The sequence below is a fragment of the Streptomyces sp. Je 1-332 genome (assembly GCF_040730185.1).
Lineage (GTDB): Bacteria > Actinomycetota > Actinomycetes > Streptomycetales > Streptomycetaceae > Streptomyces.
Genome location: NZ_CP160402.1, coordinates 5,889,978 through 5,912,676, shown reverse-complemented (window position 1 = coordinate 5,912,676; position 22,699 = coordinate 5,889,978). Strand labels below are relative to the sequence as shown.

27 protein-coding genes and 1 riboswitch are annotated in these 22,699 nt (G+C 69.5%); of the genes, 3 read left to right on the top strand and 24 right to left on the bottom strand.

Going from position 1 to position 22,699, the window contains the following annotated elements; genetic code table 11:
- Positions 1 to 3 precede the first annotated feature (3 nt).
- Together ABXJ52_RS26910 and rlmN are read right to left on the bottom strand one after the other, a co-directional pair.
- Positions 4 to 1,098, bottom strand: a complete 1,095-nt coding sequence (locus ABXJ52_RS26910; RefSeq protein WP_367045226.1) for a thiamine ABC transporter substrate-binding protein — start codon at positions 1,096 to 1,098, stop codon at positions 4 to 6.
- 72 nt (positions 1,099 to 1,170) lie between these two features.
- Positions 1,171 to 1,288: riboswitch (TPP riboswitch) on the bottom strand.
- Positions 1,289 to 1,346: 58 nt separating this feature from the next.
- On the bottom strand, positions 1,347 to 2,453 hold the full coding sequence (rlmN, locus tag ABXJ52_RS26905) for a 23S rRNA (adenine(2503)-C(2))-methyltransferase RlmN (RefSeq protein ID WP_367045225.1): 1,107 nt from the start codon (positions 2,451 to 2,453) through the stop codon (positions 1,347 to 1,349).
- A gap of 185 nt (positions 2,454 to 2,638) precedes the next feature.
- Between rlmN and ABXJ52_RS26900 the strand changes: the two genes are divergently transcribed.
- Positions 2,639 to 3,157: a methanogen output domain 1-containing protein gene (locus ABXJ52_RS26900; protein ID WP_367045224.1), complete on the top strand. Its 519-nt coding sequence runs from the start codon at positions 2,639 to 2,641 to the stop codon at positions 3,155 to 3,157.
- Positions 3,154 to 3,900, top strand: a complete 747-nt coding sequence (locus tag ABXJ52_RS26895) for a hypothetical protein (protein WP_367045223.1) — start codon at positions 3,154 to 3,156, stop codon at positions 3,898 to 3,900. Before ABXJ52_RS26900 ends, ABXJ52_RS26895 begins: the two co-directional genes overlap by 4 nt.
- 79 nt (positions 3,901 to 3,979) lie before the next feature.
- Here the strand turns inward: ABXJ52_RS26895 and ABXJ52_RS26890 are convergent, their stop codons facing one another.
- From ABXJ52_RS26890 to rpsB, 5 genes are all read right to left on the bottom strand, one after another.
- Positions 3,980 to 5,062, bottom strand: a complete 1,083-nt coding sequence (locus ABXJ52_RS26890; protein WP_367045222.1) for a phosphatidate cytidylyltransferase — start codon at positions 5,060 to 5,062, stop codon at positions 3,980 to 3,982.
- 34 nt (positions 5,063 to 5,096) lie between these two features.
- Complete coding sequence (frr, locus tag ABXJ52_RS26885) at positions 5,097 to 5,654, bottom strand: ribosome recycling factor (RefSeq protein WP_361401054.1); 558 nt, start codon at positions 5,652 to 5,654, stop codon at positions 5,097 to 5,099.
- 160 nt (positions 5,655 to 5,814) lie between these two features.
- Positions 5,815 to 6,576: a UMP kinase gene (gene pyrH, locus ABXJ52_RS26880; protein ID WP_367045221.1), complete on the bottom strand. Its 762-nt coding sequence runs from the start codon at positions 6,574 to 6,576 to the stop codon at positions 5,815 to 5,817.
- A gap of 185 nt (positions 6,577 to 6,761) precedes the next feature.
- Positions 6,762 to 7,598, bottom strand: a complete 837-nt coding sequence (gene tsf, locus ABXJ52_RS26875) for a translation elongation factor Ts (protein ID WP_367045220.1) — start codon at positions 7,596 to 7,598, stop codon at positions 6,762 to 6,764.
- 94 nt (positions 7,599 to 7,692) lie between these two features.
- Positions 7,693 to 8,634, bottom strand: a complete 942-nt coding sequence (gene rpsB / locus ABXJ52_RS26870) for a 30S ribosomal protein S2 (RefSeq protein ID WP_367045219.1) — start codon at positions 8,632 to 8,634, stop codon at positions 7,693 to 7,695.
- Between the two features lie 344 nt (positions 8,635 to 8,978).
- Here rpsB and ABXJ52_RS26865 point away from each other — a divergent pair, with 344 nt between their 5' ends.
- Positions 8,979 to 9,575, top strand: coding sequence for a M23 family metallopeptidase (locus tag ABXJ52_RS26865; protein ID WP_367049302.1), 597 nt, complete (start codon positions 8,979 to 8,981; stop codon positions 9,573 to 9,575).
- Here ABXJ52_RS26865 and ABXJ52_RS26860 read toward each other — a convergent pair.
- The 17 genes from ABXJ52_RS26860 to ABXJ52_RS26780 form a co-directional block, all read right to left on the bottom strand.
- Positions 9,529 to 10,086 carry a helix-turn-helix domain-containing protein gene (locus ABXJ52_RS26860; protein WP_367049300.1) on the bottom strand — a complete coding sequence of 186 codons (558 nt, stop codon included), beginning with the start codon at positions 10,084 to 10,086 and terminating at the stop codon, positions 9,529 to 9,531. The genes ABXJ52_RS26865 and ABXJ52_RS26860 overlap by 47 nt on opposite strands.
- Positions 10,087 to 10,240: 154 nt before the next feature.
- Positions 10,241 to 11,083, bottom strand: coding sequence for an RNA polymerase sigma factor WhiG (gene whiG, locus ABXJ52_RS26855; protein WP_365824115.1), 843 nt, complete (start codon positions 11,081 to 11,083; stop codon positions 10,241 to 10,243).
- Positions 11,084 to 11,411: 328 nt separating this feature from the next.
- Positions 11,412 to 12,578, bottom strand: a complete 1,167-nt coding sequence (gene dprA / locus ABXJ52_RS26850; RefSeq protein WP_367045218.1) for a DNA-processing protein DprA — start codon at positions 12,576 to 12,578, stop codon at positions 11,412 to 11,414.
- On the bottom strand, positions 12,575 to 14,194 hold the full coding sequence (locus ABXJ52_RS26845) for a YifB family Mg chelatase-like AAA ATPase (protein ID WP_367045217.1): 1,620 nt from the start codon (positions 14,192 to 14,194) through the stop codon (positions 12,575 to 12,577). Before ABXJ52_RS26845 ends, dprA begins: the two co-directional genes overlap by 4 nt.
- Positions 14,194 to 14,571 (bottom strand): YraN family protein, encoded by a 378-nt coding sequence (locus ABXJ52_RS26840; RefSeq protein WP_367045216.1) that lies wholly within the window; start codon positions 14,569 to 14,571, stop codon positions 14,194 to 14,196. Before ABXJ52_RS26840 ends, ABXJ52_RS26845 begins: the two co-directional genes overlap by 1 nt.
- 171 nt (positions 14,572 to 14,742) lie before the next feature.
- Positions 14,743 to 15,051 carry a DUF2469 domain-containing protein gene (locus ABXJ52_RS26835; RefSeq protein ID WP_003965949.1) on the bottom strand — a complete coding sequence of 103 codons (309 nt, stop codon included), beginning with the start codon at positions 15,049 to 15,051 and terminating at the stop codon, positions 14,743 to 14,745.
- 55 nt (positions 15,052 to 15,106) lie between these two features.
- Positions 15,107 to 15,610, bottom strand: a complete 504-nt coding sequence (locus tag ABXJ52_RS26830) for an NUDIX hydrolase (protein ID WP_367045215.1) — start codon at positions 15,608 to 15,610, stop codon at positions 15,107 to 15,109.
- Positions 15,600 to 16,367, bottom strand: a complete 768-nt coding sequence (gene lepB / locus ABXJ52_RS26825) for a signal peptidase I (protein ID WP_367045214.1) — start codon at positions 16,365 to 16,367, stop codon at positions 15,600 to 15,602. The genes ABXJ52_RS26830 and lepB (ABXJ52_RS26825) overlap by 11 nt, the downstream gene beginning before the upstream one ends.
- Positions 16,368 to 16,447: 80 nt before the next feature.
- Positions 16,448 to 17,419: a signal peptidase I gene (gene lepB, locus ABXJ52_RS26820; RefSeq protein ID WP_367045213.1), complete on the bottom strand. Its 972-nt coding sequence runs from the start codon at positions 17,417 to 17,419 to the stop codon at positions 16,448 to 16,450.
- Positions 17,304 to 18,389, bottom strand: coding sequence for a signal peptidase I (gene lepB / locus ABXJ52_RS26815; RefSeq protein ID WP_367045212.1), 1,086 nt, complete (start codon positions 18,387 to 18,389; stop codon positions 17,304 to 17,306). The genes lepB (ABXJ52_RS26820) and lepB (ABXJ52_RS26815) overlap by 116 nt, the downstream gene beginning before the upstream one ends.
- Entirely contained in the window at positions 18,382 to 19,101 is a 720-nt protein-coding gene (gene lepB / locus ABXJ52_RS26810; RefSeq protein ID WP_367045211.1) for a signal peptidase I, read from the bottom strand. Before lepB (ABXJ52_RS26810) ends, lepB (ABXJ52_RS26815) begins: the two co-directional genes overlap by 8 nt.
- 45 nt (positions 19,102 to 19,146) lie before the next feature.
- A complete protein-coding gene (rplS, locus tag ABXJ52_RS26805; protein ID WP_160507458.1) occupies positions 19,147 to 19,497 on the bottom strand; it encodes a 50S ribosomal protein L19 in 351 nt (116 codons plus the stop codon).
- Positions 19,498 to 19,628: 131 nt separating this feature from the next.
- A complete protein-coding gene (gene trmD, locus ABXJ52_RS26800; protein ID WP_367045210.1) occupies positions 19,629 to 20,450 on the bottom strand; it encodes a tRNA (guanosine(37)-N1)-methyltransferase TrmD in 822 nt (273 codons plus the stop codon).
- Positions 20,450 to 21,028: a ribosome maturation factor RimM gene (gene rimM / locus ABXJ52_RS26795; protein WP_367045209.1), complete on the bottom strand. Its 579-nt coding sequence runs from the start codon at positions 21,026 to 21,028 to the stop codon at positions 20,450 to 20,452. The genes trmD and rimM overlap by 1 nt, the downstream gene beginning before the upstream one ends.
- 114 nt (positions 21,029 to 21,142) lie before the next feature.
- Positions 21,143 to 21,382 (bottom strand): RNA-binding protein, encoded by a 240-nt coding sequence (locus tag ABXJ52_RS26790; RefSeq protein ID WP_030361979.1) that lies wholly within the window; start codon positions 21,380 to 21,382, stop codon positions 21,143 to 21,145.
- Between the two features lie 2 nt (positions 21,383 to 21,384).
- Complete coding sequence (gene rpsP / locus ABXJ52_RS26785; RefSeq protein WP_367045208.1) at positions 21,385 to 21,822, bottom strand: 30S ribosomal protein S16; 438 nt, start codon at positions 21,820 to 21,822, stop codon at positions 21,385 to 21,387.
- A gap of 215 nt (positions 21,823 to 22,037) precedes the next feature.
- Positions 22,038 to 22,634: a hypothetical protein gene (locus ABXJ52_RS26780; protein ID WP_344525344.1), complete on the bottom strand. Its 597-nt coding sequence runs from the start codon at positions 22,632 to 22,634 to the stop codon at positions 22,038 to 22,040.
- Positions 22,635 to 22,699: the final 65 nt, after the last annotated feature.

The window sequence follows — 22,699 nt, the reverse complement described above, 5'->3', positions numbered from 1 at the left end:
TGCCTACTTCAGTACGAGCGAGGTCCACGACTTGACCCACTGCTCGCGGTTGTCGGCGATCTTCTTCGGAGCCATGGTCTCCGGCTTGTCGACGCTCACGCCGTGCTCCGTGAACAGCTCCGGCAGCTTGCTGCCCTCGCGGACCGGGTTCACGAACATGTTCAGCGGCATGTCCTCCTGGAACTCGGCGCTGATCAGGAAGTCGAGGAGCGCCTTGCCGCCCTTCTCGTTCTGGGCGTTGCCCAGCAGACCCGCGTACTCGACCTGCCGGAAGCAGGTGCCGGTCGCGACGCCGGTCGGCGCCTCCTTGGGCTGCGGCTTGGCGTAGCGCACCTCGACGGGCGGGGACGAGGCGTAGGAGACGACGAGCGGCCGGTCTCCCTTGGCCTTCTTGCCGCCGGCGGACCCGGAGAACTCCTCGTTGTAGGCCTGCTCCCAGCCGTCGACGACCTTGACGCCGTTGTCCTTGAGCTTCTTCCAGTAGCCCTGCCAGCCGTCGTCGCCGTACTGGGCGGCGGTGCCGAGCAGGAACCCGAGGCCGGGGGACGAGGTCGAGGCGTTCTCGGTGACCAGCAGATCCTTGTACGCGGGCTTGGTCAGATCGGCGAAGGACTCCGGCGGCGCGAGCTTCTTGTCGGCGAAGTACTTCTTGTCGTAGTTGACGCAGATGTCGCCGCTGTCGACGGGCGTGACCCGGTGCTTCCCCTGATCGACGCGGAACTGCGAGGCGATCTGGTCCGAGCCCTTGGCCTCGTACGACTGGAAGAGGCCGTTGTCGAGCGCACGCGACAGAAGCGTGTTGTCGACGCCGAAGAAGACGTCGCCCTGCGGGTTGTCCTTGGACAGGATCGCCTTGTTCACGGCGGCGCCCGCGTCCCCGTCCTTGAGGACGTCGACCTTGTACCCGGAGCTCTTCTCGAACGCCTTCAGTACGTCCTTCGAGACGTTGAAGGAGTCATGGGTGACGAGCGTGACGCTCTTGGAGTCGGCCTTGTCGCCGCTGTCGGACGAGCCGCCGCACGCGGAGAGCGCGACGAGCCCGACGCTCACCGCGACCGCGGTGAGCGTGATCTTCTTGGTGGTGCTCACTGAATTCATTCCTCCTGGAGTGACCAGGAAGAGACGCGGCCCTGCCCGCGGACCGAAGGGCCGGCGGGCAGGGCGCAACAGCTTGAGTGATGTCCGAACTTCCTACCCGGAATGACCCGGGCAAGGTTCAGAGGGTCTGCGGCCAACCTGTCCTTGGCTGCCGCACTCTCAGCGCTGTGGCGCTCCCCTGTCGGAATATGAAGATGTGTTTCGGATATGAAGTTGTCTTCTCACTCTGAAGTTGTGTTTCGGCCAGCCTAACGCTCTGCCGCGGCGAGCTGACCGCACGCCCCGTCGATCTCCTGGCCACGGGTGTCACGCACCGTGACGGGCACCCCATGAGCGGCGATGGCGTTCACGAAGGCCCTCTCGTCCTCCGGCCGCGACGCGGTCCACTTCGAGCCCGGCGTCGGGTTCAGCGGGATCAGGTTCACGTGCACGGGCTTGTTCTTGAGCAGCCGCCCGAGCCGGTCACCGCGCCACGCGTGGTCGTTGATGTCCCGGATCAGCGCGTACTCGATGGACAGGCGGCGCCCCGACTTGGCGGCGTACTCCCACCCTGCCTCAAGCACCTCGCGCACGTTCCAGCGCGTGTTGACGGGTACGAGGGTGTCGCGGAGCTCGTCGTCGGGCGCGTGCAGCGAGATGGCGAGGCGGCACTTGAAGCCCTCGTCAGCGAACCGGTGGATGGCGGGCACGAGGCCCACGGTCGACACTGTGATGCCACGCTGCGAGAGGCCGACCCCGTCGGGCTCGGGGTCGGTCAGCCGGCGGATCGCCCCGGTCACGCGGTTGTAGTTGGCGAGCGGCTCGCCCATCCCCATGAAGACGATGTTGGAGAGCCGCGCGGGCCCACCGGGAATCTCCCCGTCGCGCAGGGCCCGCATCCCGTCCACGATCTGGTGCACGATCTCGGCGGTGGACAGGTTCCGGTCGAGACCGGCCTGTCCGGTCGCGCAGAACGGGCAGTTCATCCCGCACCCGGCCTGCGACGAGATACACATCGTCACGCGGTCGGGATAGCGCATGAGCACGGACTCGACGAGCGTCCCGTCGAACAACCGCCACAGCGTCTTACGGGTGGTGTCGTCGTCGCAGCTGATGTGCCGCACCACGGACATCAGCTCGGGAAGCAGCGCCTCCTGGAGCTTCCCGCGCGAACCGGCGGGAATGTCGGTCCACTGCTCCGGGTCGTGCGCGTACCGCGCGAAGTAGTGCTGCGAGAGCTGCTTGGCGCGAAACGGTTTCTCGCCTGCGGCGGCGACGGCTTCCTTGCGCTCGGCGGGCGTGAGGTCGGCGAGATGCCGCGGCGGCTTCTTGGCTCCGCGGGGCGCGACGAAGGTGAGTTCTCCGGGTACAGGCATGGTGATTCCAGTGTCGCAGACTGCGGGAGCGCCACCCGGCCACCGTTCGGCGGAGGGTGCCCGGCCCAGGGGGCGGGGCTCCGTGGGCCTCTCGAAGTCGGTCGACAGGGCCTCTCACAGTGCGCCATCATGTGGTCACACAAGGTAAGTCAGCGTGTCGAGTGACTGCCGGCGAGGGGGACCCAGTGGAACCATCCGACGCACCCATCGCCCTCGACCGCGATGTGTTCATGCGCAGCCTCATCCGTGAACTGGCGCGCGTCCTTGAGGACGTCGTCGGTCTGGAGGAGGCGGCGGGTTACGTCAGCCTCGTCAGTCAGACCATCGGCGACGACATCAACGGCCAGTACACCAAAGCACTGTCGGTCGACCGTCTCGACCGCGTGCAGGTGGCGAAGGTCATGGTCGACCTCAAGAAGCGGCTCGGCGGGGGCTTCTTCGTCGTGGAAGAGAACGACCGGCGCATCGTCCTCGGCAATCGGGTGTGCCCGTTCGGCGAGAAGGTCCTCGGCCGGCCCTCCATGTGCATGATGACGTCGAACATCTTCGGGACCATCGCCGCCGACAACCTCGGCTACGCGCGCGTGGAGCTGGAGAAGACCATCGCCCGCTGGGACGTGGGCTGCCGCGTCGTGGTCCACCTCAGGCCGCCTTCCGAAGCGGAACTGACCACGGGCCGTGAGTACTACGGCGATGCCCTGTGACCGTCGATGACCCCCTGGCCCTCTTCCGGAAGATCACCGGGCTGCTCACGGAGCCCGTGCTGCTCGTCGCCGCCGACACGCGTGTACTGGCCGCGAACCCCTCGGCGGCCCGGATGCTTCCGGGTGTCGAGGACGCGGCGCCCCTGAGCGAGATGGTCTCCGAAACCGCCGAGGACGTCGCCACGTACGTACGGCAGTGGCTGCGTACCGGCCACCCGACCCCGGCCGGCCTCACCCTGCACGGCTACGACGGCGCACGCGTGCGCTGCCGCTGCTTCGGTGCCCGGGCCCAGTGGCTGCCCACCCTTGCGGTGCACCTGCGGGCCGTCCGTATCGACCCCGGCGACCGCTTCCTCACCGTCAAGGAGCGCGTCAACGCCCTTGAGCGCGAGCGCACGCTCCGTTTCCGCGCGACCGAGGACCGCCTACGGCTCAACTCGTCCCTGACCGCCGCCCACCAGCAGCTCGAGCACCTGCACGCGCTCGTCCAGGCGGTCGCCTCGTCCACCACGACCGCGGCCCTCGCCAGGTCGGTGGCCGACCACGCGCCCCCGGCCCTCGGCTGCACGGAAGCCGCCCTGCACCTCACCCCTCCGTCGCCCGGCCCCGACCGCCTCCACGTCCCCGTCGGCCCCCACGCCACCCTCGTCCTCACCACGAAGAGACCGCCGCCCCCGACGGAGCACCTGGAGTCGGTGACGGCGCTGATCAGCGGCGCGCTCAGGTCCCTCTCGGTCCTGTAGACCCTCCGGGAGTTCAGGACACGAAAAGGGGCCCACCGTCCCGTGGACAGCGAGCCCCTCACGTACAGCGGGGTGCGGGTCAGCTGGACCCCACGAAGATGACGAGCAGCAGCCAGACCACCGGCGCGGTGGGCAGCAGTGAGTCGAGGCGGTCCATGATGCCGCCGTGCCCCGGCAGCAGCGTGCCCATGTCCTTGATCCCGAGGTCACGCTTGATCATCGACTCGCCCAGGTCTCCGAGCGTCGCGCTCGCGGCGACCGCGAGGCCGATGAGCAGCCCCTGCCACCACGTGCCGCCGTCGATCAGGAACTCCATGCACAGCGCGCCGGCCGCCATCGCGAACGTCACCGCGCCGACCAGGCCCTCGCGGGTCTTGCCGGGGCTGATGCGCGGGGCGAGCTTGTGCTTGCCGAAGCGCCAGCCGATCGCGTACGCCCCGGTGTCGCTGACCACGGTCAGGAGCAGGAACGTGAGCACCCGCATCGAGCCGTCGTCCGCGGTGAGCATCAGCGCCACGAACGTGGCGAGGAAGGGGACGTAGAACGCCGCGAAGACGCCCGCCGTGACGTCCTTCAGATAGCCCTCGGGCGGCTCGGTCATCCGCCAGACGAGCACCGCGAGCGCGGTGAGCGCCATGGCGACCCAGGCGCCCTCGGGTCCGCGGACGTACCCGGCGACGACCATCGCGGCGCCGCCCACCGCCAGTGGGACCAGCGGCGCCTTGATGTCCTTGCGCTCCTGGAGCCGGGAGGTGAGCTCCCAGAGACCGACCACGACGGCGACCGCTATGACGCCGATGAAGACGGCCTTCACGATGAAGAGCGACGCGACGATCACCGCGCCGAGCCCCACGCCGACTCCTATGGCCGCCCCGAGATCACGGCCCGCGCTCTTCTTCTGCGGCGCTTGGGGCGCGCCCGGCGTCTGAGGCACCTGAGGCGCTCGCGGCGACTCGGGGGCGGGCTGTGATGCGCTGGGCATGGGCTCCCGGGGGACTTCAGGCATGTCGGGCACGATGGGCATGGGCTGCGTCTCTGCTGGATACAGGGCGTCATGCGCATCGTACGCGGGACCTGCCGGGGCAGCCCCTTGAGCAGGGCCCTGGTCGGGCGGCCCCCAGTACCCGGCTCTGGGAGGCGCCCCCCAGGAAGAGTCGTTCACGGATCGGATTCCTCAGTCCTCAGACTTCGAGCCCTCAGACCTCGAGCAGCTCGGCTTCCTTGTGCTTGAGCAGCTCGTCCACCTGAGCGACGTACTTCGCGGTGGTGTCGTCGAGCTCCTTCTCCGCGCGACGGCCCTCGTCCTCGCCGATGTCGCCGTCCTTGATCGCCTTGTCGATCGCTTCCTTGGCCTTGCGGCGGATGGAGCGGATCGAGATCTTGGAGTCCTCGGCCTTGGTCTTGGCGACCTTGATGAACTCCTTGCGGCGGTCCTGCGTCAGCTCGGGGAACGTCACCCGGATGATGTTTCCGTCGTTGCTGGGGTTGACGCCGAGGTCGGAGTCGCGGATCGCCTGCTCGATGTTGCGCAGCGCGCTCTTGTCGAACGGGGTCACCACGGCCATCCGCGGCTCGGGCACCGAGAACGAGGCCAGCTGATTGATCGGCGTAAGGGCGCCGTAGTAGTCGGCCACGATCTTGTTGAACATCGCCGGGTGCGCACGGCCTGTGCGAATCGCGGCGAAGTCCTCCTTGGCGACCACGACGGCCTTCTCCATCTTCTCCTCGGCCTCGAGGAGGGTCTCTTCGATCACCACTTGCTCCTGCGTGTTGTGAGTGGGCTGGGGGCGCCCCCACACGGTGAAGTAGGGGGAGTCCATGGGGTGTCGGCTGCGTCGCGTCTCTTTTCCCTGCACCGTGTCCGACCGGCAGGGCTTTGTCCATCCCTCGTGGCCCTCGGGGGGCGCCCCGGGATCAGGCGCGGGTGCCCTCGTCGCCCACGAGTGTGCCGATCTTCTCACCCTTGACGGCACGGGCGATATTGCCGCTGGAGAGCAACTCGAAGACCAGGATGGGCAGCTTGTTGTCGCGGCACAGCGTGATCGCGGTCATGTCGGCGACCTTCAGGTCGCGGGTGATGACCTCGCCGTAGCCGAGCGCGTCGTACTTCACCGCGTCCGGGTTGGTCTTGGGGTCGGAGTCGTAGACACCGTCGACGCCGTTCTTGCCCATGAGCAGGGCCTCGGCGTCGATCTCCAGGGCGCGCTGCGCCGCGGTCGTGTCGGTGGAGAAGTACGGCATGCCCATGCCGGCACCGAAGATGACCACGCGGCCCTTCTCCAGGTGCCGTACGGCGCGCAGCGGGATGTACGGCTCGGCGACCTGGCCCATCGTGATGGCGGTCTGCACGCGGCACTCGATGCCTTCCTTCTCCAGGAAGTCCTGGAGGGCAAGGCAGTTCATGACCGTGCCGAGCATGCCCATGTAGTCGGAGCGGGCCCGGTCCATGCCGCGCTGCTGGAGCTCCGCGCCGCGGAAGAAGTTGCCGCCGCCGATGACGGCCGCGATCTGGGCACCGTCGCGGACGACCGCGGCGATCTCCTTGGCGATCGCGTGCACTACGTCGGGGTCGACGCCAAGGCCGCCCCCGCCGGCGAACGCCTCACCGGAGAGCTTCAGCAGGAAACGACCGGGGACTTTATCGTCGCCACTGTTTGTGTCGGCCTTGGTGGTCATGGAGTACTCGCTTCTTTTTGCTCGGCGCACATACGAAGAAGGCCACTGCCGGTGGGGTGTCGTTCGCATCCCATGCTCGGCAATGGCCTCCTCGTCAGATCCTGCGGTCGTACGTCGCGTACGCGTGGGTACGCGGGCGACCGCTGTCGACCCTAGCGGGGTCTACCGTCGATCGCGGTACGGACTCAGATGCCGACCTTGATGCGCGAGAAGCGCTTCAGGGTGACACCGGCCTCGTCCAGGACCTTCTGGACGGACTTCTTGTTGTCGAGCGCGTACGGCTGACCGAGGAGGGTGGCCTCCTTGAAGAAGCCGTTGACGCGACCCTCGACGATCTTGGGCAGCGCGGCCTCGGGCTTGCCCTCGGCGCGGGTGGTCTCCTCGGCGACGCGGCGCTCGGACTCGACGACCTCGGCCGGGACGTCCTCGCGGGAGAGGTACTTCGGCGCGAAGGCGGCGATGTGCTGGGCGATGCCCTTGGCCAGGTCGGCGTCGGCCTTGTCCAGCTCGACCAGAACACCGATCTGCGGGGGCAGGTCGGGCATGGTGCGGTGCATGTACGCGGTGACGTACGTGCCCGCGAACTGGGCGAAGCGGTCCAGGACGATCTTCTCGCCGAGGTTGGCGTTGGCCTCGTCGACGTACGCCTGGACGGTCTTGCCGGCCTCGATCTCGGAGGCGAGCAGCGCCTGGATGTCGGCGGGCGACGTCTTGGCGATGTGCGCGGCCAGCGAGTTCGCGACGGCCTGGAACTTCTCGCCCTTGGCGACGAAGTCCGTCTCGCACTTCAGCTCGACGATCACGCCGGAGGTGTTGTCGTCGGCGATGAGGGAGACCACGGCGCCGTTCTCGGCGGAGCGGCCCTCGCGCTTGGCGACGCCCTTCTGGCCCTTGATGCGCAGGGCCTCGACGGCCTTGTCGACGCTGCCGTCGGCCTCGTCGAGCGCCTTCTTGCAGTCCATCATGCCGGCGCCCGTGAGCTCGCGGAGCTTCTTGACGTCAGCGGCGGTGTAGTTCGCCATGATCCTGAAATTCTCTTTCGGAGGTCTGAAAGATCTACGGGTGAACGGCGGGGGCCTGTTGGGCCCCCGCCGTCAACTACCGAACCTGTGAAGGTCAGGCCTGCTCGGTCTCCGCGGCGGGGGCCTCGGCGGCGGCAACCTCGGCGGGGGCCTCGGCCTGCTCGGCGTCGGCGGCCTTCTCCGTCTCGGCGGACTTCTGAACCTCGGCCTCGGCCTCGGCGGCCTTCGGCTCGTCGGCCTTGGGCTCGTCAGCCTTCTTGTCGCCCTCGAGCAGGTCGCGCTCCCACTCGGCGAGCGGCTCGCCGGCGGCCTTCTCGCCCGGCTTCTGGTCGCCGGTGGCCACGCCGGAACGGGCGATGAGGCCCTCGGCGACGGCGTCGGCGATCACGCGGGTGAGCAGGGTGACGGAGCGGATCGCGTCGTCGTTGCCCGGGATCTTGTAGTCGACCTCGTCGGGGTCACAGTTGGTGTCGAGGATGGCGACGACCGGGATGTTGAGCTTCCGGGCCTCGCCGACCGCGATGTGCTCCTTCTTGGTGTCCACGATCCAGACGGCGCTGGGCACCTTGGACATCTCGCGGATACCGCCGAGGGTCTTCTCCAGCTTGGCCTTCTCGCGGGAGAGGACGAGCAGCTCCTTCTTGGTGAGGCCGGACGCGGCCACATCCTCGAAGTCGATCTGCTCGAGCTCCTTCAGGCGCTGCAGGCGCTTGTAGACGGTCGAGAAGTTGGTGAGCATGCCGCCCAGCCAGCGCTGGTTCACGTAGGGCATGCCGACGCGGGTCGCCTGCTCGGCGATGGCCTCCTGCGCCTGCTTCTTCGTGCCGACGAACATGACCGTGCCGCCGTGGGCGACGGTCTCCTTGACGAACTCGTAGGCGCGGTCGATGTACGACAGCGACTGGAGCAGGTCGATGATGTAGATGCCGTTGCGCTCCGTGAAGATGAAGCGCTTCATCTTCGGGTTCCAACGACGGGTCTGGTGACCGAAGTGGACGCCGCTTTCCAGCAGCTCCCGCATCGTGACGACGGCCATGGCCGTACTCCTTGGTGTTCTCGGTTGTGCCGCGTCCGCCGGATGGCGGTCGCGCCTGACGCCCGCGATGCGCCGTGCCACAGAGGACCGAGAGGCGCTGGCACCTGGCTTTTCATGGCCTGATGTCGGGGCGTGCGAAGTCGACCCGGTGACCCGGATCGCCACAAGAAGTGTACGGGACCCGCGAGGCAGCGGGTGACGCCGATATCCACAAGCGGCTGGTCATCCACAGATCCGCGCCATGATCCCCGCGGACCGGCTCGTCGCGGGACGGTTCTGCCATGTCTCACATGCGAAGAAGGCTGAGCAGAGGGCTGGGTTCTGTGCTGGCGGCCGTGGCACTGATCACTGCGGTGACGTTCCCGGCCGGCGCCGCCGGGGAGCCGGTACCGAAGATCGGCCGCGCTTGGCCCGTGGGGGTGCGGCCTGCTGTCGTACGGGGCTGGGAGCCGCCGGCGACGGAGTACGGCCGGGGCCACCGGGGCGTGGACCTCGCGGCGGCGCCGGGCTCGGTGGTCCGGGCCGCGGCCGCGGGCAGGGTCTCCTTCGCCGGCCGGGTGGCGGGGCGGGGAGTGATCTCCGTGGAGCTGACGGGCACCGGCGACCCGCCCCTGCGTACGACGTACGAGCCGGTGCGGGCCACGGTCAAGAAGGGCGCCGAAGTGGCGGCGGGCGGGACGCTGGGGGTGCTGGAACCGCCCCGCGCCCACTGCACGGGCAGCTGCCTGCACTGGGGGCTGCTGCGGGGCGAGGCGTATCTGGACCCACTGGCGTTGATGCCGCCATGGCTGCTGCGACGCGGGGCGTCCCGCCTGCTGCCGGTGATCGATGTGCCGTTGCTGCGGCCGGTCCCCCTGTGGGCAGGCGTTCTGCCGGGCTTCGATGTGGGAGGCCTCAGCCCCGCACACCCCGCAGGGCCATGGTCACGGCCGCCTCGGTGATGGCGGACGGGTCTTCCGCGGCGCCCAGCTCGATGCGCCGCACGGCCGCGTCCACGACACCCTGCAGGAGCATCGCCGCGAGCCGTGGCTCAGCGTGCCCCAGCTCGCACAGCGCCTCGCCGATCATGGCGACGAGCCCTCCGTGCGCGGCCCGGATCTTCTCGCGCGCACCCGCGTCCAGCTCGGCCGCGGAGATCGCGACGACGGCCCGGTGGCGCCGGTCCCCCACCAGATCGAGCTGACGCCTGACGTACGCCTCGACCTTGCCCTCGGCGGAATCGGCCCCCTCCATCGCGGCGGAGACCTCCGCGGCCCAGACGGGGAAGTCAACCGCGCACAGCTCCTCCACGACCGCGGCCCGCGACCGGAAGTACTCGTACACGGAGGACCGCGCGAGCCCCGTTCGCTCGGCGAGGGCGGGGAAGGTCAACGCCTCCGTACCGCCCTCGGACAGCAGGGACCTCGCGGCGTCCAGCAGGGCGCCGCGCTGCATCGACCGGTGCTCGGCCACAGAGGCCGCTCGAATCCTTGGCACGCCCTCCACTCTACGGACGTGACCGCCGGGACGGGAGTCGATACACCGCTGAGACCCGCGCCCCCGGACCGCGCGGCACGGGCCGGAGCAGGGGCGGCCGTGGGCCTGGGGCAGGGACGATTCAGCGCTCTCAGCGGCCGAAACTCGCCAGCTTCGCCCGCAGCTGCAGCACGGATTTCGTGTGGATCTGGCTCACCCGGCTCTCCGTCACGCCGAGCACGTTGCCGATCTCGGCGAGCGTCAGGCCTTCGTAGTAGTAGAGCGTGACGACGGTCTTCTCCCGCTCCGGCAGCGTGTTGATCGCGCGCGCGAGCAGCCGCCGCAGCTCGCGGTCCTCGGCGACCTCGACGGGGTTGTCGGCGGCGGTGTCCTCGAGCGTGTCCATCAGGCTCAGCCGGTTGCCGCCCTCACCGCCGACGTGCAGCAGCTCCTCCAGGGCCACCACGTTCGCCAGCGACAACTGGCTGAAAATGGCGTGCAGTTCCTCGATGGCGATGCCCATCTCGTGGGCGACCTCGCCCTCCGACGGCGTGCGCCGCAACTGCGCCTCGAGCGTGGCGTAGGCCCGCTCGACGTTGCGTGCCTTCTGCCGCACGGACCGGGGAATCCAGTCGAGCGCCCGGAGTTCGTCGATCATCGCGCCACGGATACGAGTGATCGCGTACGTCTCGAACTTGATCGACCGCTCGATGTCGAACTTCTCGATCGCGTCGATGAGACCGAACACCCCGGACGACACGAAGTCCGCCTGCTCGACATTGGGCGGCAGGCCCACGCTGACCCGGCCCGCGACGTACTTCACCAGCGGTGAGTAGTGCAGGATCAGCTGCTCGCGCAGCCGCCCGTCCCCCGTGTCCTTGTACGACCGCCACAGCTCGTCCAGCGACGAGGGGGCGGGGGGCCGCTCCCGCTCGCCGCTACGGGCGGCGGGGGGAGCCGCCGCCCGATCGGACCCTGAGGTGTGCTGGGGCATTTGTTGCCTTGAGCCGTTCTGCCGTGAACTGGTGAGGTCGTGCGAGCCGATGGAGTGGTCCACGCCCGCGAGGTGGTGAGTTTGCGTGAAGTGAATGAGGTTGTCCGTCTGCTTGCCTGTGGTTGCCTGTCCGCGTCGGAATCCTTGTGAGCGTAGCGTGACTGAAGTGTCGCAGTGTGCGAACAGTAGGGGATCCCGCGTACGCAGATACGTTCCGCTGGGCGCCCCACCGAGTACCGCTCGTCGCCGTGTGTGACGACCATGAAGCGTCAACTACGGCCATTCCCAAGGCCGTCGGGGGTTCATCCAGACGGCCGAACACGGTCGGTCACCAACCGCCTCCCTTCTGCAAGACCGATGCATTCGCCTGGCGTGTCAACTGCCAGCCGTCGCCGTGTCGTTCGACAAACCCCAGGGAGCGCAACTCGTACAACCGACCGATCGCCGCGTCGACCACCATGCCCGCCCCGAGTGCGATCTCCTGGGCCGAGGCACTGCCCCGGCCGGGCACGGCCGCGAGGACCCGCGCGGCTTCCGGCGCGAGCAGATCGCGCGGCACGACAGGGCCCCGCCGCTCGGGAGCCAGCTCGCCCATGTCGCCCACCAACTCGACGATTTCCGCCGCGTCGGTCACCAGAACCCCGTCACGCCGCAGGAGTTCGTGCACCCCCGCCGACAGACCGCTTGTCGCGGGACCCGGCACCCCCATCGTGAACCGTCCCAGCTCCCGCGCGCTGCGCGCCGTGGCGAGCGCACCACTGCGGTACGCGGCCTCGACGACGACACTCCCCCGGGTGAGAGCGGCGATCAGGCGGTTACGGAGGATGAATCTGCTCGGTGTGGGGTGATCCCCGGGCGGCAACTCCCCCACCAGCAGACCCTGTTCCGCGATCCTCCTGAGCAACTCGGCATGGCCTCGCGGATAGGCCCGGTCCACCCCGCACGCAAGCACCGCGACCGTGGCCCCACCGGCGCCCAGCGCTCCCCTGTGCGCGGCCCCGTCCACCCCATAGGCACCGCCCGACACGACCACCCAGCCCCGCTCGGCCAACCCCGCGCCGAGACCCGCCGCCATGTGCGCCCCGTACTCCGTGCAGGCCCGGGCCCCGACCACCGCCACCGACCGCAGGGCCCATATCCGCAGGCTGGGCCGCCCCCGCACCCACAACCCCACCGGCCGCGCGTCCCCGAGATCATCCAACTGAACGGGCCACTCCGCCTCCCCCGGACACACGAACCGCACTCCCGCGTCCCACGCCTCCGCCAGGTCCCGCTCGGGCCGCGCCTTCCCTGCCCGCGCCCGCAGCCCTTCCCACCGGGCCGGTGTCACCCCAGCAAGAAGCTCCTCCCCCTCGATCAGCCGCCGCACCACCTCGACGGCCCCGGTCTCACGCAACCACCGCCCGCCCACCTCGTCCCCCGGTTCGAGGATCCGGGTCAGGGCGGCCCTCGCCAGCCGCTCTTCCTCCGGGGCGGAACCCGCGGCCGAGGTCATGTCAGCGCCCCGATCGCCATCGGCACACCGCGCGCCACCCCCGTCCGCAACTGCAGCGCCAGGGCGACGTCCTGCGTCGCGGGCCGGCCGCGCCCCGCGAGGTCCGCGACGGTCCAGGCGACCCGCAGGACACGGTCGAGCCCTCGGGCGGTCAGGAACCCGCGCTCCAGGTCGAGTTCGGCGGCGTCCAAGGCGCCCGGTTCCGCGGGCCACCGCGTGCGCAGGGCGTGCCCCGGCACTTCGCCGTTCGTCCGCCACCCGGTGCCCGCCAGCCTGGCCGCCGCCCGCTCCCTGGCGGCGCGCACCCGGTCGGCGACCGTCTGCGTGGAGTCCCCCGGAGTGCCGTACCCCGCCAGTTCGGATCGGGTGACGGGCTCCACCTCGACCTTCAGGTCGACCCTGTCGAGCAGCGGCCCCGAGAGCCGCGCCTGGTAGCGGCGGATGACGGACGCCGGGCACTCGCAGCCTTCGCCCAGCAGGGTGTGCCGACCGCACGGACAGGGGTTGGCCGCAAGGACCATCAGGAACTTCGCGGGCAGGCGCACCACTCCCGCGCTGCGAGCGATCACCACATGGCCCGCTTCCAGGGGCTGGCGCAGGGAGTCCAGGGTCTGGCTGCTGAACTCCGGCGCCTCATCGAGAAAGAGCACGCCACGATGTGCCAACGACACCGCTCCAGGCCGCGCGACTCCCTTGCCGCCGCCCACCAAGGACTGCATCGTCGCGGAGTGGTGCGGCGCGCAGTACGGCGCGGTGTCCACCAACGGCTTGCCCGGTGGGAGCATGCCCGCCACGGAGTGGACAGCCGTCACCTCCAGGGACTCCTCCCGGGTGAGCCGGGGCAAGATCGCCGGCAGCCGCTCCGCGAGCATCGTCTTTCCGGCGCCCGGCGGGCCCTGCAGGAAGAGGTGATGGCCGCCTGTCGCCGCCACCTCCACGGCGGTCCGGGCGGAGGTCTGTCCGACGACATCGGCGAGGTCCAGGGCGAGGGCGTCGTCCAGGCCGCCGCTGAGCCCCGTGCCCACGCCGGTCCCGGGCACGCAGAGGCCCGCGAGCATGGGGTCCGGCCGCCCGGGTTCGTCCGGCTCCTCCTCGGGGACCGGCTCATCGGTCAGCACCGCGATCAGCTGGCGCAGGCTGCGCACCCCGAGCACCGAGACCCCCGGCACCAGTGCCGCCTCCGCCGCCGTGCACTCCGGGACGACGACCTGCTCATAGCCCGCGTCCGCCGCCGCGAGGACCGCGGGCAGCACTCCCCTGACCGGCCGCACCCGCCCGTCCAGCCCCAGCTCGCCGATCATCACGATGTCCGCGAGGGTCCGCGGGTCGATCCGCTCCGCCGCGCCGAGCACCGCGCAGGCGATCGCGAGATCGAAGCCGCTGCCGCCCTTGGGCACCGACGCCGGGCTGAGGCCCACCGTGAGCTTTTTCTGCGGCCACTCCCCGCCGGAGTTGACCACCGCGGCCCTGACCCGGTCCTTGCTCTCCGTCAGGCTCTTGTCCGGGAGCCCGACCAGCGTGAACGCCGCGACGCCCGGCTCCAGGTCGGCCTGCACCTCGACGACCACGCCCTCGACGCCCACCAGCGCTACGGAACACGTACGCGCGAATCCCATCAGGCCACCCCCCGCGCGTGCTCCACGACGGGGGCCCCGCGGCGTGGGATCAGCACGCCGACGAGGTCGATCCGCACTCCGCCCGGCGGTGGGCCCCCGCGCTCCTCGATCCAGCGCTCGGCCAGGCGCCGCAGCCGCTCCGCCTTGGTCCGGCCCACGGCCGCCATCGGATGCTGATAGATCCCCGAGCCGACCATGGCGGCTCTGCGCGTCTTGACCTCACAGACGACCAGCGCTTCGCCGTCCATGGCCACGATGTCGATCTCGCCGGTCCTGCCACCGCGCCAGTTGCGCTCCAGAACCGTCATCCCGGCTTCGCCCAGCCGCCGCGCGGCCAGATCTTCGCCGTACCGCCCGAGTGCTCCACGTGCGTTCATGTCGGAACCACCTCCGACACCCACACTGGGACTCAGCCCCGAGCGTTGTGGATCTTGGTGGACGACTCACGCGTTGTGGATAACTCGCTCACCCGTGACGGTGAACTCGCTCACCCGTGACGGCGAAGGAGAGGCGGGAGGCGGAAAGCGGAAGGCGCGAAGGCGGTGGACTCAGCCTCCCGGCAGCTCGAGGTCGCTCTTGTTGAGCTCCTCGATATTCACGTCCTTGAACGTGAGGACACGCACCTGCTTCACGAACCGCGCGGGCCTGTACATGTCCCACACCCAGGCGTCCGCCATGGACACCTCGAAGAAAACCTCACCCTGGACGGAGTGCACCTGCATCTCGTAGTCGTTGGTGAGGTAGAAGCGCCGTTCGGTCTCGATCACGTATTTGAACAGACCGACGACATCGCGGTACTCCCGGTAGAGCTTCAGCTCCATCTCGGTCTCGTACTTCTCGAGGTCCTCGGCGCTCATGGCATGTTCCCCTTCAGCCGTGCGTCCCCCTATTGTGCGTCAGCCTCTGGAGCCTCTACACGATTTCCGTGTCGAGGGTCTCGGGCCGGCTCGGAGGACCCTCGTCGAGCAGCTTGCGAAGCAACTCGGCGAGCCTGGTCGGATACACCGTCTCATGTGCCTCGGTCAGTTCCTGGCACGTCCACCAACGCGCTCCGGCGACACTCCGTCGTTCCAGCTCCGTCAGCCCTGTGGCCTGCGTGAACGTCTGTGACGTACGCGCCAGGTAGTACCGCTCGTCCTGGTCCCAGCGCCGTCCGGCGAAGGGGAAGGAGCAGAACCGCTGCCACAGGGCGGGGCCGAGCTCGACCTCCGTGATGCCCGTCTCTTCCATCAGTTCACGCAGTGCGGCCTGTTCATGCGTCTCGTCGCCCTCAAGACCGCCGCCCGGCGTGAACCACCAGTCGTCCGCCACGTCCTCCGGCTCATGGCCGTGCAGCAGGAGAATCCGGTCCTGCGGGTCCAGCAGCACCACCCGCGCGACCTTCCGCGACGCTTCCGGCTGCGGCTCAGCCGACACGGGCCGTCGCCCCCGTGCGTTCACCGCTCCGCGGCCGCTCACGACCGCGCCGCATCCGCTTGGCCACCGGTCCGTACGCGGCGCCGCCCAGGACGAGCACGGCGCCCGCCACCACTGACCACACCATGAGTCCCACCGGCCCGGGGTCCGAGATGCCGCCCGGCATGTCCGCGAAGCCCTCCGGCCGCTCCAGCGTGCCGAGCCTCTCCGTCGGCCAGGCCACCGCGTCGACCCGTCCCTCCACCGCGCTGCGCGGCACCGAGCCGTGGTTGGAGTCGCCCAGGTGCACGCTGGAGTCCAGGGAGCCGCTGCGCTCGTCACCGAGCAGGAAGAGGTTGCCCTTGGGGACCGTGGTGGCCGGGATTCCGGTGGCCGCGGCACCCTCACCGTCCAGCAGATACGGTTCTGCGACCGGCTTGCCGTTGACCATCAGCTTGCCGTCCGTGCAGCAGGAGATCCGGTCGCCGCCGACGCCGACCACGCGCTTGACCATCGGCAGATCGCCCCAGCTGGCCTGCCGGAAGACGACGACGTCACCGCGGCGCACATCGTCGCCGTCCATCCGCTCGGCCAGAACACGGTCGCCCGCGCCGATCGTCGGCGTCATCGACCCGGTGGGAACGGTGTACGGCTGGTACACGACGGCGCCCCACACGAAGCCCCCCAGGAAGAGCACACAGCCAAGGGCCACGGCCAGTCCCGACAGCACGCTGCCGAGCCGTCCGTGGCCCTCGTCCGTACGTTGTGTCCTGCTCATCCCGGTGCTCCCCCATATCGGAGACGACCCCGCGCCCCTACGAACAGGCGCGCGGAAGATCGGCGATCTGGGACGGCACCCTACCCGGCGGTACCTCCGCCAGAAACCCTCGCGGCCCGCGCAGCGGCCACCGTGAGCCGACGCCTGCGCCAGAGCACGACCGGCACCGCACCTGCGAGCCCGAGGGCGGCGGGGGCCGCGCTCATCGCGGCGTTGATGCCGGGCTGGTCGAAGGTGTCCGGCTTGGGCAGCGTGGCCCAGCGGGTGGGCGGCCAGGCGATCACGATGGCGCGGCCCACGACGTTGTCCACGGGGACGGCGCCGCCGCCGGGCTGGTTCTGGTGGTAGCGGGAGTCCAGCGAGTTCTGCCGGTGGTCACCCATGACCCAGATTTTGCCCGGGGGAACGGTCTCCTTGAACTGGCCGCCCTGGTCGTCGACGCTGCACGGGGTGTTGCCCTCGAAGACGTACGGCTCGTTCAGTGCCTTGCCGTTGACCTTCACCGGGCCTGTGCCCTTGCACTCCACCGTGTCGCCGCCGACCGCGATCACCCGCTTGATCAGGTCCTTCTCGTCGGCGGACGGCATCAGGCCGACCCAGCCGAGGACCCGCTGGATCGCGTTCGGGTCGGGGGTGGGTTCACCGTCCAGCCAGTGGCCGGGGTCCCGGAAGACGACGACCTCGCCGCGCTCGGGCTCCGAGCCGAACCACGGGGTCAGCTTGTCGACCAGTACGCGGTCGCCCTGCTGGAGCGTGTTCTGCATCGAGTCCGAGGGAATCGAGAACGCCTGCACCAGGAACGTCTTGATCACCAGCGCCAGGATCAGCGCGATGCCGATGAGGAGCGGCAGCTCCTTCCAGAAGGAGCGGGGCTTCTTCGCCTCCTTGGCGGGCTTCCCGTCCTGCTCACCGGGTGCGGCCGAGACGCCCGCGGTGTCACTCCCGGGGTTCACGCCGCCCGCCGTGGCCTCGGCCTCCGGCTCGCCTGATCGCCCTGGCTGCTCCTCGGGCCCACCGTGTCCGGACCGTGCGCCGACCGCCACATCCCCCACATCCACTCCTCAGTCCGTGCCGCTGCCCGCTCCTGATGCGATGCAGGCCCACCACTCCCATAACGAGCGGGAGTTCCGCAGGGGTCGGGAGTCCGGTCAATCCGTATCGATCGCCGTGTGCCACCCTATGCGACGGCCCGAGGGCCGTGTCCGACCCCGCACGCGCGTCGGGCACCGACGCGTACGTCTCCGGCTCCTCCAGTTTGCGCCAATGGTCAAAGGGCCAGGCGATGACCAGTGCGCGCCCGACCACGCTCTCCTCGGAGACGGTGCCGCTGAACTTCTCGGTGCGGTGGAAGCGGGAGTCGGCCGAGTCGGAGCGGTGGTCACCCATGACGAAGAGGCGCCCTTCGGGGACCTTCACCTCGAACTCGAAGGACGAGGGCTCGTCCCCCGGGTTGATGTACGGCTCGGTGAGAGGGACTCCGTTGACCGTGAGCTTCTTGTTCTTGTCACAGCACTTCACGGTGTCGCCGCCGACGCCGACCACACGCTTGATCAGGTCGCGTTCGTTGTCGGACGGCAGCAGTCCGATGAAGGAGAGGCCTTCCTTGACCTGTTTGACGCCTACGGGGTCGTCCTTCTTCTTGGTCTGTTCGTCCTCGAGCCAGTTGCCGGGGTCCTCGAAGACGACGACATCGCCGCGCGCGGGCTTGGCACCGAACCACGGGGTGAGCTTGTCGACCAGTACGCGGTCGCCGATCTTGATCGTCTGCTCCATCGAGCCCGACGGGATCACGAACGCCTGCACCAGGAAGGTCTTCAGGACCAGGGCTATCAGCAGCGCGACGCCTATCAGGAGGGGTATCTCCTTGATCGCCGAGCGCCGCCTTCGCCGCTTGACCTTCCGCGCGAGCTTGCGCCGCTCGGCCCTCCCGGGCAGGACGGGCCCTGTGGTGGGCCGGTCACCGGTGGGCAGCCGGGTGTCGGCTCGGTGACTGGCCGCGCGTGCCCGCCCGCGGTTACCCATGCGCGCCGCCTGGTGACGGCACGCGCGCGTAGCTGTCGGGACGCTCCAGGGAGGTCCAGTGCCCGATGGGCCAGGCGATCCAGTCGGCCCTGCCGATCACGGAGTCGACGGGGATCATGCCGCCGCCGGGCTGCCCGAGGTGGTCGCGGGAGTCACGGGAGTCGCTGCGGTGGTCACCGAGGAGGAACAGGCTGCCTTCGGGGACGACGGCGACGAAGCGCGCCCTCGAGGGGGCGTCTCCCGGGTAGAGGTACGGCTCGTCGACGGGCTCGCCGTTCACCTTGATCCTCCCCCGCTCGTCGCAGCAGACCACGCGGTCTCCCCCTACCCCTGCGACCCGCTTGATGTAGTCGGCATCTCCGAAGTAGCCGCTGCCGTCGAAGACGACCGCGTCACCTCGCTGCGGCTCGGAACCGAAACGGTACGCCAACTTGTTGACGAGTACCCGGTCTCCGACCCGGAACGCGGGCTCCATGGAGCCGCTGGGGATCTGGAACGGCTGCATCACGAAGGTGCTGACGAGCAGCAGGGACACCATGCAGATCAGCAGCGTCAGGGTGGCTCTGCCGCCGGGGACCCAGGACACGAACGACACAAAAGCGGAGCGCGACCGGTCCTCCGCCCCCTCGGACTCACCCTCGCGCTCGGCGCTCGGGGAATCGGTGGGTGGGGAGGAGCGTTCGCGCTCCGTGTGCTGTGCTTCGGTGTCCATCGGGGCCAGATGCTATCCGGCTCCGCTGTGGACCCGTGCGCGAGCTCAGTTGTCGCGCTTCTCCTTGATCTTCGCGGCCTTGCCGCGCAGCTCACGGAGGTAGTACAGCTTCGCGCGGCGCACGGCGCCGCGGGAGACGAGCTCGATCTTCTCGACGATCGGGGTGTGCACCGGGAAGGTGCGCTCCACGCCGACGGAGAAGGAGACCTTGCGGACCGTGAAGGTCTCGCGCACGCCGGCACCCTGGCGACGGATGACTACGCCCTTGAACTGCTGGACACGGGAGCGGTTGCCCTCGATGACGCGCACGTGGACGTTGACGGTGTCACCCGGGCGGAAGGCCGGGATGTCGGTGCGCAGCGAAGCGCTGTCGACGGAGTCGAGCAGGTTAGCCATGATCGTCTGCTTTCTTCACTGATGCCACAGGTCATCAGCGGGAGATTCGTGATGAGATTCGATAGCTGTTCGCGTCGGGCGGGCGTCGTTCCCCCTGTGGCAGGGGCGCGCGCTGGACGTACAGCAGCGGCCTATTGTTCCACGGCCTCGGGGTCTCGCCCAAATCGGCCGTCGGGGCCCGGACGCCACCCCAGGATCGAGAGCATCTCGCGGTCCTTCTTGTCGAAGATAGCGGGGTCGCAGCGCTCGATCAGATCGGGCCTGTTGCGGACCGTTCGCCGCAGCGCCTCGTCCCTGCGCCAGCGCGCGATCTTGCCGTGGTGGCCGCTGATCAGCACGTCCGGAATGCCGTGACCGCGCCACTCGGGCGGCTTGGTGTAGACGGGACCTTCGAGGAGGTTCGCCATGGCGCCGGGCGCGAAGGAGTCGTCGCGGTGGGACTCGGCGTTGCCGAGGACTCCGGGCAGGAGCCGGGCCACGGCCTCGGTGACCACCAGGACGGCCGCCTCGCCGCCCGCCAGGACGTAGTCGCCGATCGACACCTCGTAGACCGGCATCCGGGTCGCGTACTCGTCCATGACGCGGCGGTCGATGCCCTCGTAGCGCGCGGGCGTGAAGACCAGCCAGGGCCGCTCGGAGAGCTCCACGGCGAGCTCCTGGGTGAAGGGGCGTCCGCTGGGCGTGGGGACGACGAGGACGGGCCCGTGGGCCCCCGCCTCGTACCCCTCGGCGAGTACGTCGTCGAGCGCCGCGCCCCAGGGCTCGGTCTTCATGACCATGCCGGGGCCGCCGCCGTAGGGGGTGTCGTCGACCGTGTTGTGCCGGTCGTACGTCCACTCCCTGAGGTCGTGCACGTTCACGTCGAGCTGGCCACGCGCGCGTGCCTTGCCGACGAGGGAGACGTTCAGGGGTTCCAGGTACTCGGGGAAGATCGTGACGACGTCGAGCCGCATCAGGCGCCGTCCCTCGGGGACTCGTCCCCCGCAGACCCCTCGTCGTCCCTGGCGGAGGCGATCTCCGCGCGGTCGTCGATCAGGCCGGGCGGCGGGTCGATGATCGCCCGCTGCTCCTCCAGGTCGATCTCGGTGACGATCTCCTCCACGAAGGGGATCATCACCTCGCTGCCGTCGGGCCGCTCCACGATGAACAGGTCCTGCGAGGGCAGGTGCGAGATCTCGGTGATCCGGCCGACCTCGGTGCCGTCCTTGGTGACGATGTCGAGGTCCATCAGCTGGTGGTCGTAGTACTCGTCCTCGTCCTCCGGAAGCTCCTCCGGGTCGACCTCCGCGATCAGCAGCGTGTTGCGCAGCGCCTCGGCGCCCGTGCGGTCACGTACGCCCTCGAAGCGCAGCAGCAGACGGCCACTGTGCACCCGGCCGGTCTCGATCGTCAGCGGCCCCGTGGAAGCGGGGTCGGTGGCGAGCACGGCGCCGGGCCCGAGCCGCAGTTCCGGCTCGTCGGTGCGCACCTCGACGGTGACCTCACCCTTGATGCCATGGGCGCGGCCGATCCGCGCGACTACCAGCTGCACTGCTCTCTCTCCTGTCGTGTGCCTACGGAAGGGGGCCCGTAAGCGCCTACAGACGACTACGGGCCGAGGAAGGCCCAGAAGCCCTCCCCGGCCCGTGCCGGTGCTACCTGTGGTTCAGTGAACCTGGTCCACGTCGACGAGGTCGACGCGGACACCGCGGCCGCCGATGGCGCCCACGACGGTCCGCAGAGCGCGCGCGGTACGGCCGTTGCGGCCGATCACCTTGCCGAGGTCATCCGGGTGGACCCGGACCTCGAGCACACGCCCCCGGCGCAGGTTGCGCGAGGCGACCTGCACGTCGTCGGGGTTGTCGACGATGCCCTTCACGAGGTGCTCGAGAGCCTCCTCGAGCATGCTCAGGCCTCGGTCGACTCGGTGGACTCGGCCTTGGCCTCGTCCGCCTTCTTGTCAGCCTTCTTGGCCTTCTGGGTGATGGCCTCACCCTTCGCCTCGTCGCCCTCGAGGCCCTTGGTGAAGGCCTCGAACGCGGCGCGCTTGTCCTTGGGCTCGGCGACGAGCAGCGGCGCCGGGGCCGGCAGGCCCTTGTGCTTCTGCCAGTCACCGGTGAGCTTCAGGATCGCCATGACCGGCTCGGTCGGCTGAGCGCCGACGGAGAGCCAGTACTGCGCGCGCTCCGAGTCGACCTCGATGCGCGAGGGGTTCTGCACCGGGTGGTACAGACCGATCTCCTCGATGGCCCGACCATCACGGCGGGTACGGGAGTCGGCGACGACGATGCGGTAGTGAGGCGAACGGATCTTGCCCAGACGCTTCAGCTTGATCTTGACTGCCACTGGAGTGGTGTCTCCTGGTCTTGACGTGGTTGGGCACAACGAGATGCCACGTGGGGTTGCGGTACTCGGGGTGCCCGATGGACGCGTCAGCCGGAGGCGAGAGGGTTCCTATGCGGCTGTCGAGTACAGCTAGCCATTGTGCCATACGCCGCCGGGGCGTCCGTCACCAGTCCGGCGCCCCGGCCCACGCAGCCCCAGCTCAGCCCGTCAGCCCGTCAGCCCGCCACGGCACCGACCACTTCCGGGATGCGGAAGGGCTTGCCGCAGCCGCCGCAGACGATGGGCGCCTGGGCGAGCACCGAGGGGACCACGCGGACGTTGCGCCCGCAGTCGCAGACCGCCTTGACGCGGACGCCGCCCCCGGAGGAGCCGTGCCGGGCGGCCGGGCCCCGGAAGCTGCGTGCCGTGTCGGCGGCGGTCGCGGCAGTGTGCGCCTTGAGGGCGCGCTGGAGTCGCTCGATCGTCGGGCGGTAGCGCTTACGCGCCTCGGGGTTGAGCGTGACCAGCGAGAAGCCGCTGCTGGGGTGCGGCTCCTCGGGGTGGTCGAGGCCCAGCTCCTCGGCGATCGCGAGGAATCTGCGGTTGTGATAGCGGCCCGCACGTGAGGTGTCGCGTACGCCGCGTGACGCGGCGATGCCATGGACTGCCTCATGGAGCAGTCGCTCGAAGGAGAGTTCGGCGCCGCAGGCGGACGACGACTCTCCGATCAGGGATTCGGGCGCGGCAAGATCGGGCAGCTCGGGGTGGTGCCGCTGAATATCGGCCCACGCCTGTGCCAGCTCTGCGGCGAGAACAGGTGGTGTCGTGCTCACGTCGTGAACAACGAGCCGGGATGCCCAGGGGTTCCATTCCGGGGCATCCCAAATAATTTGCACGT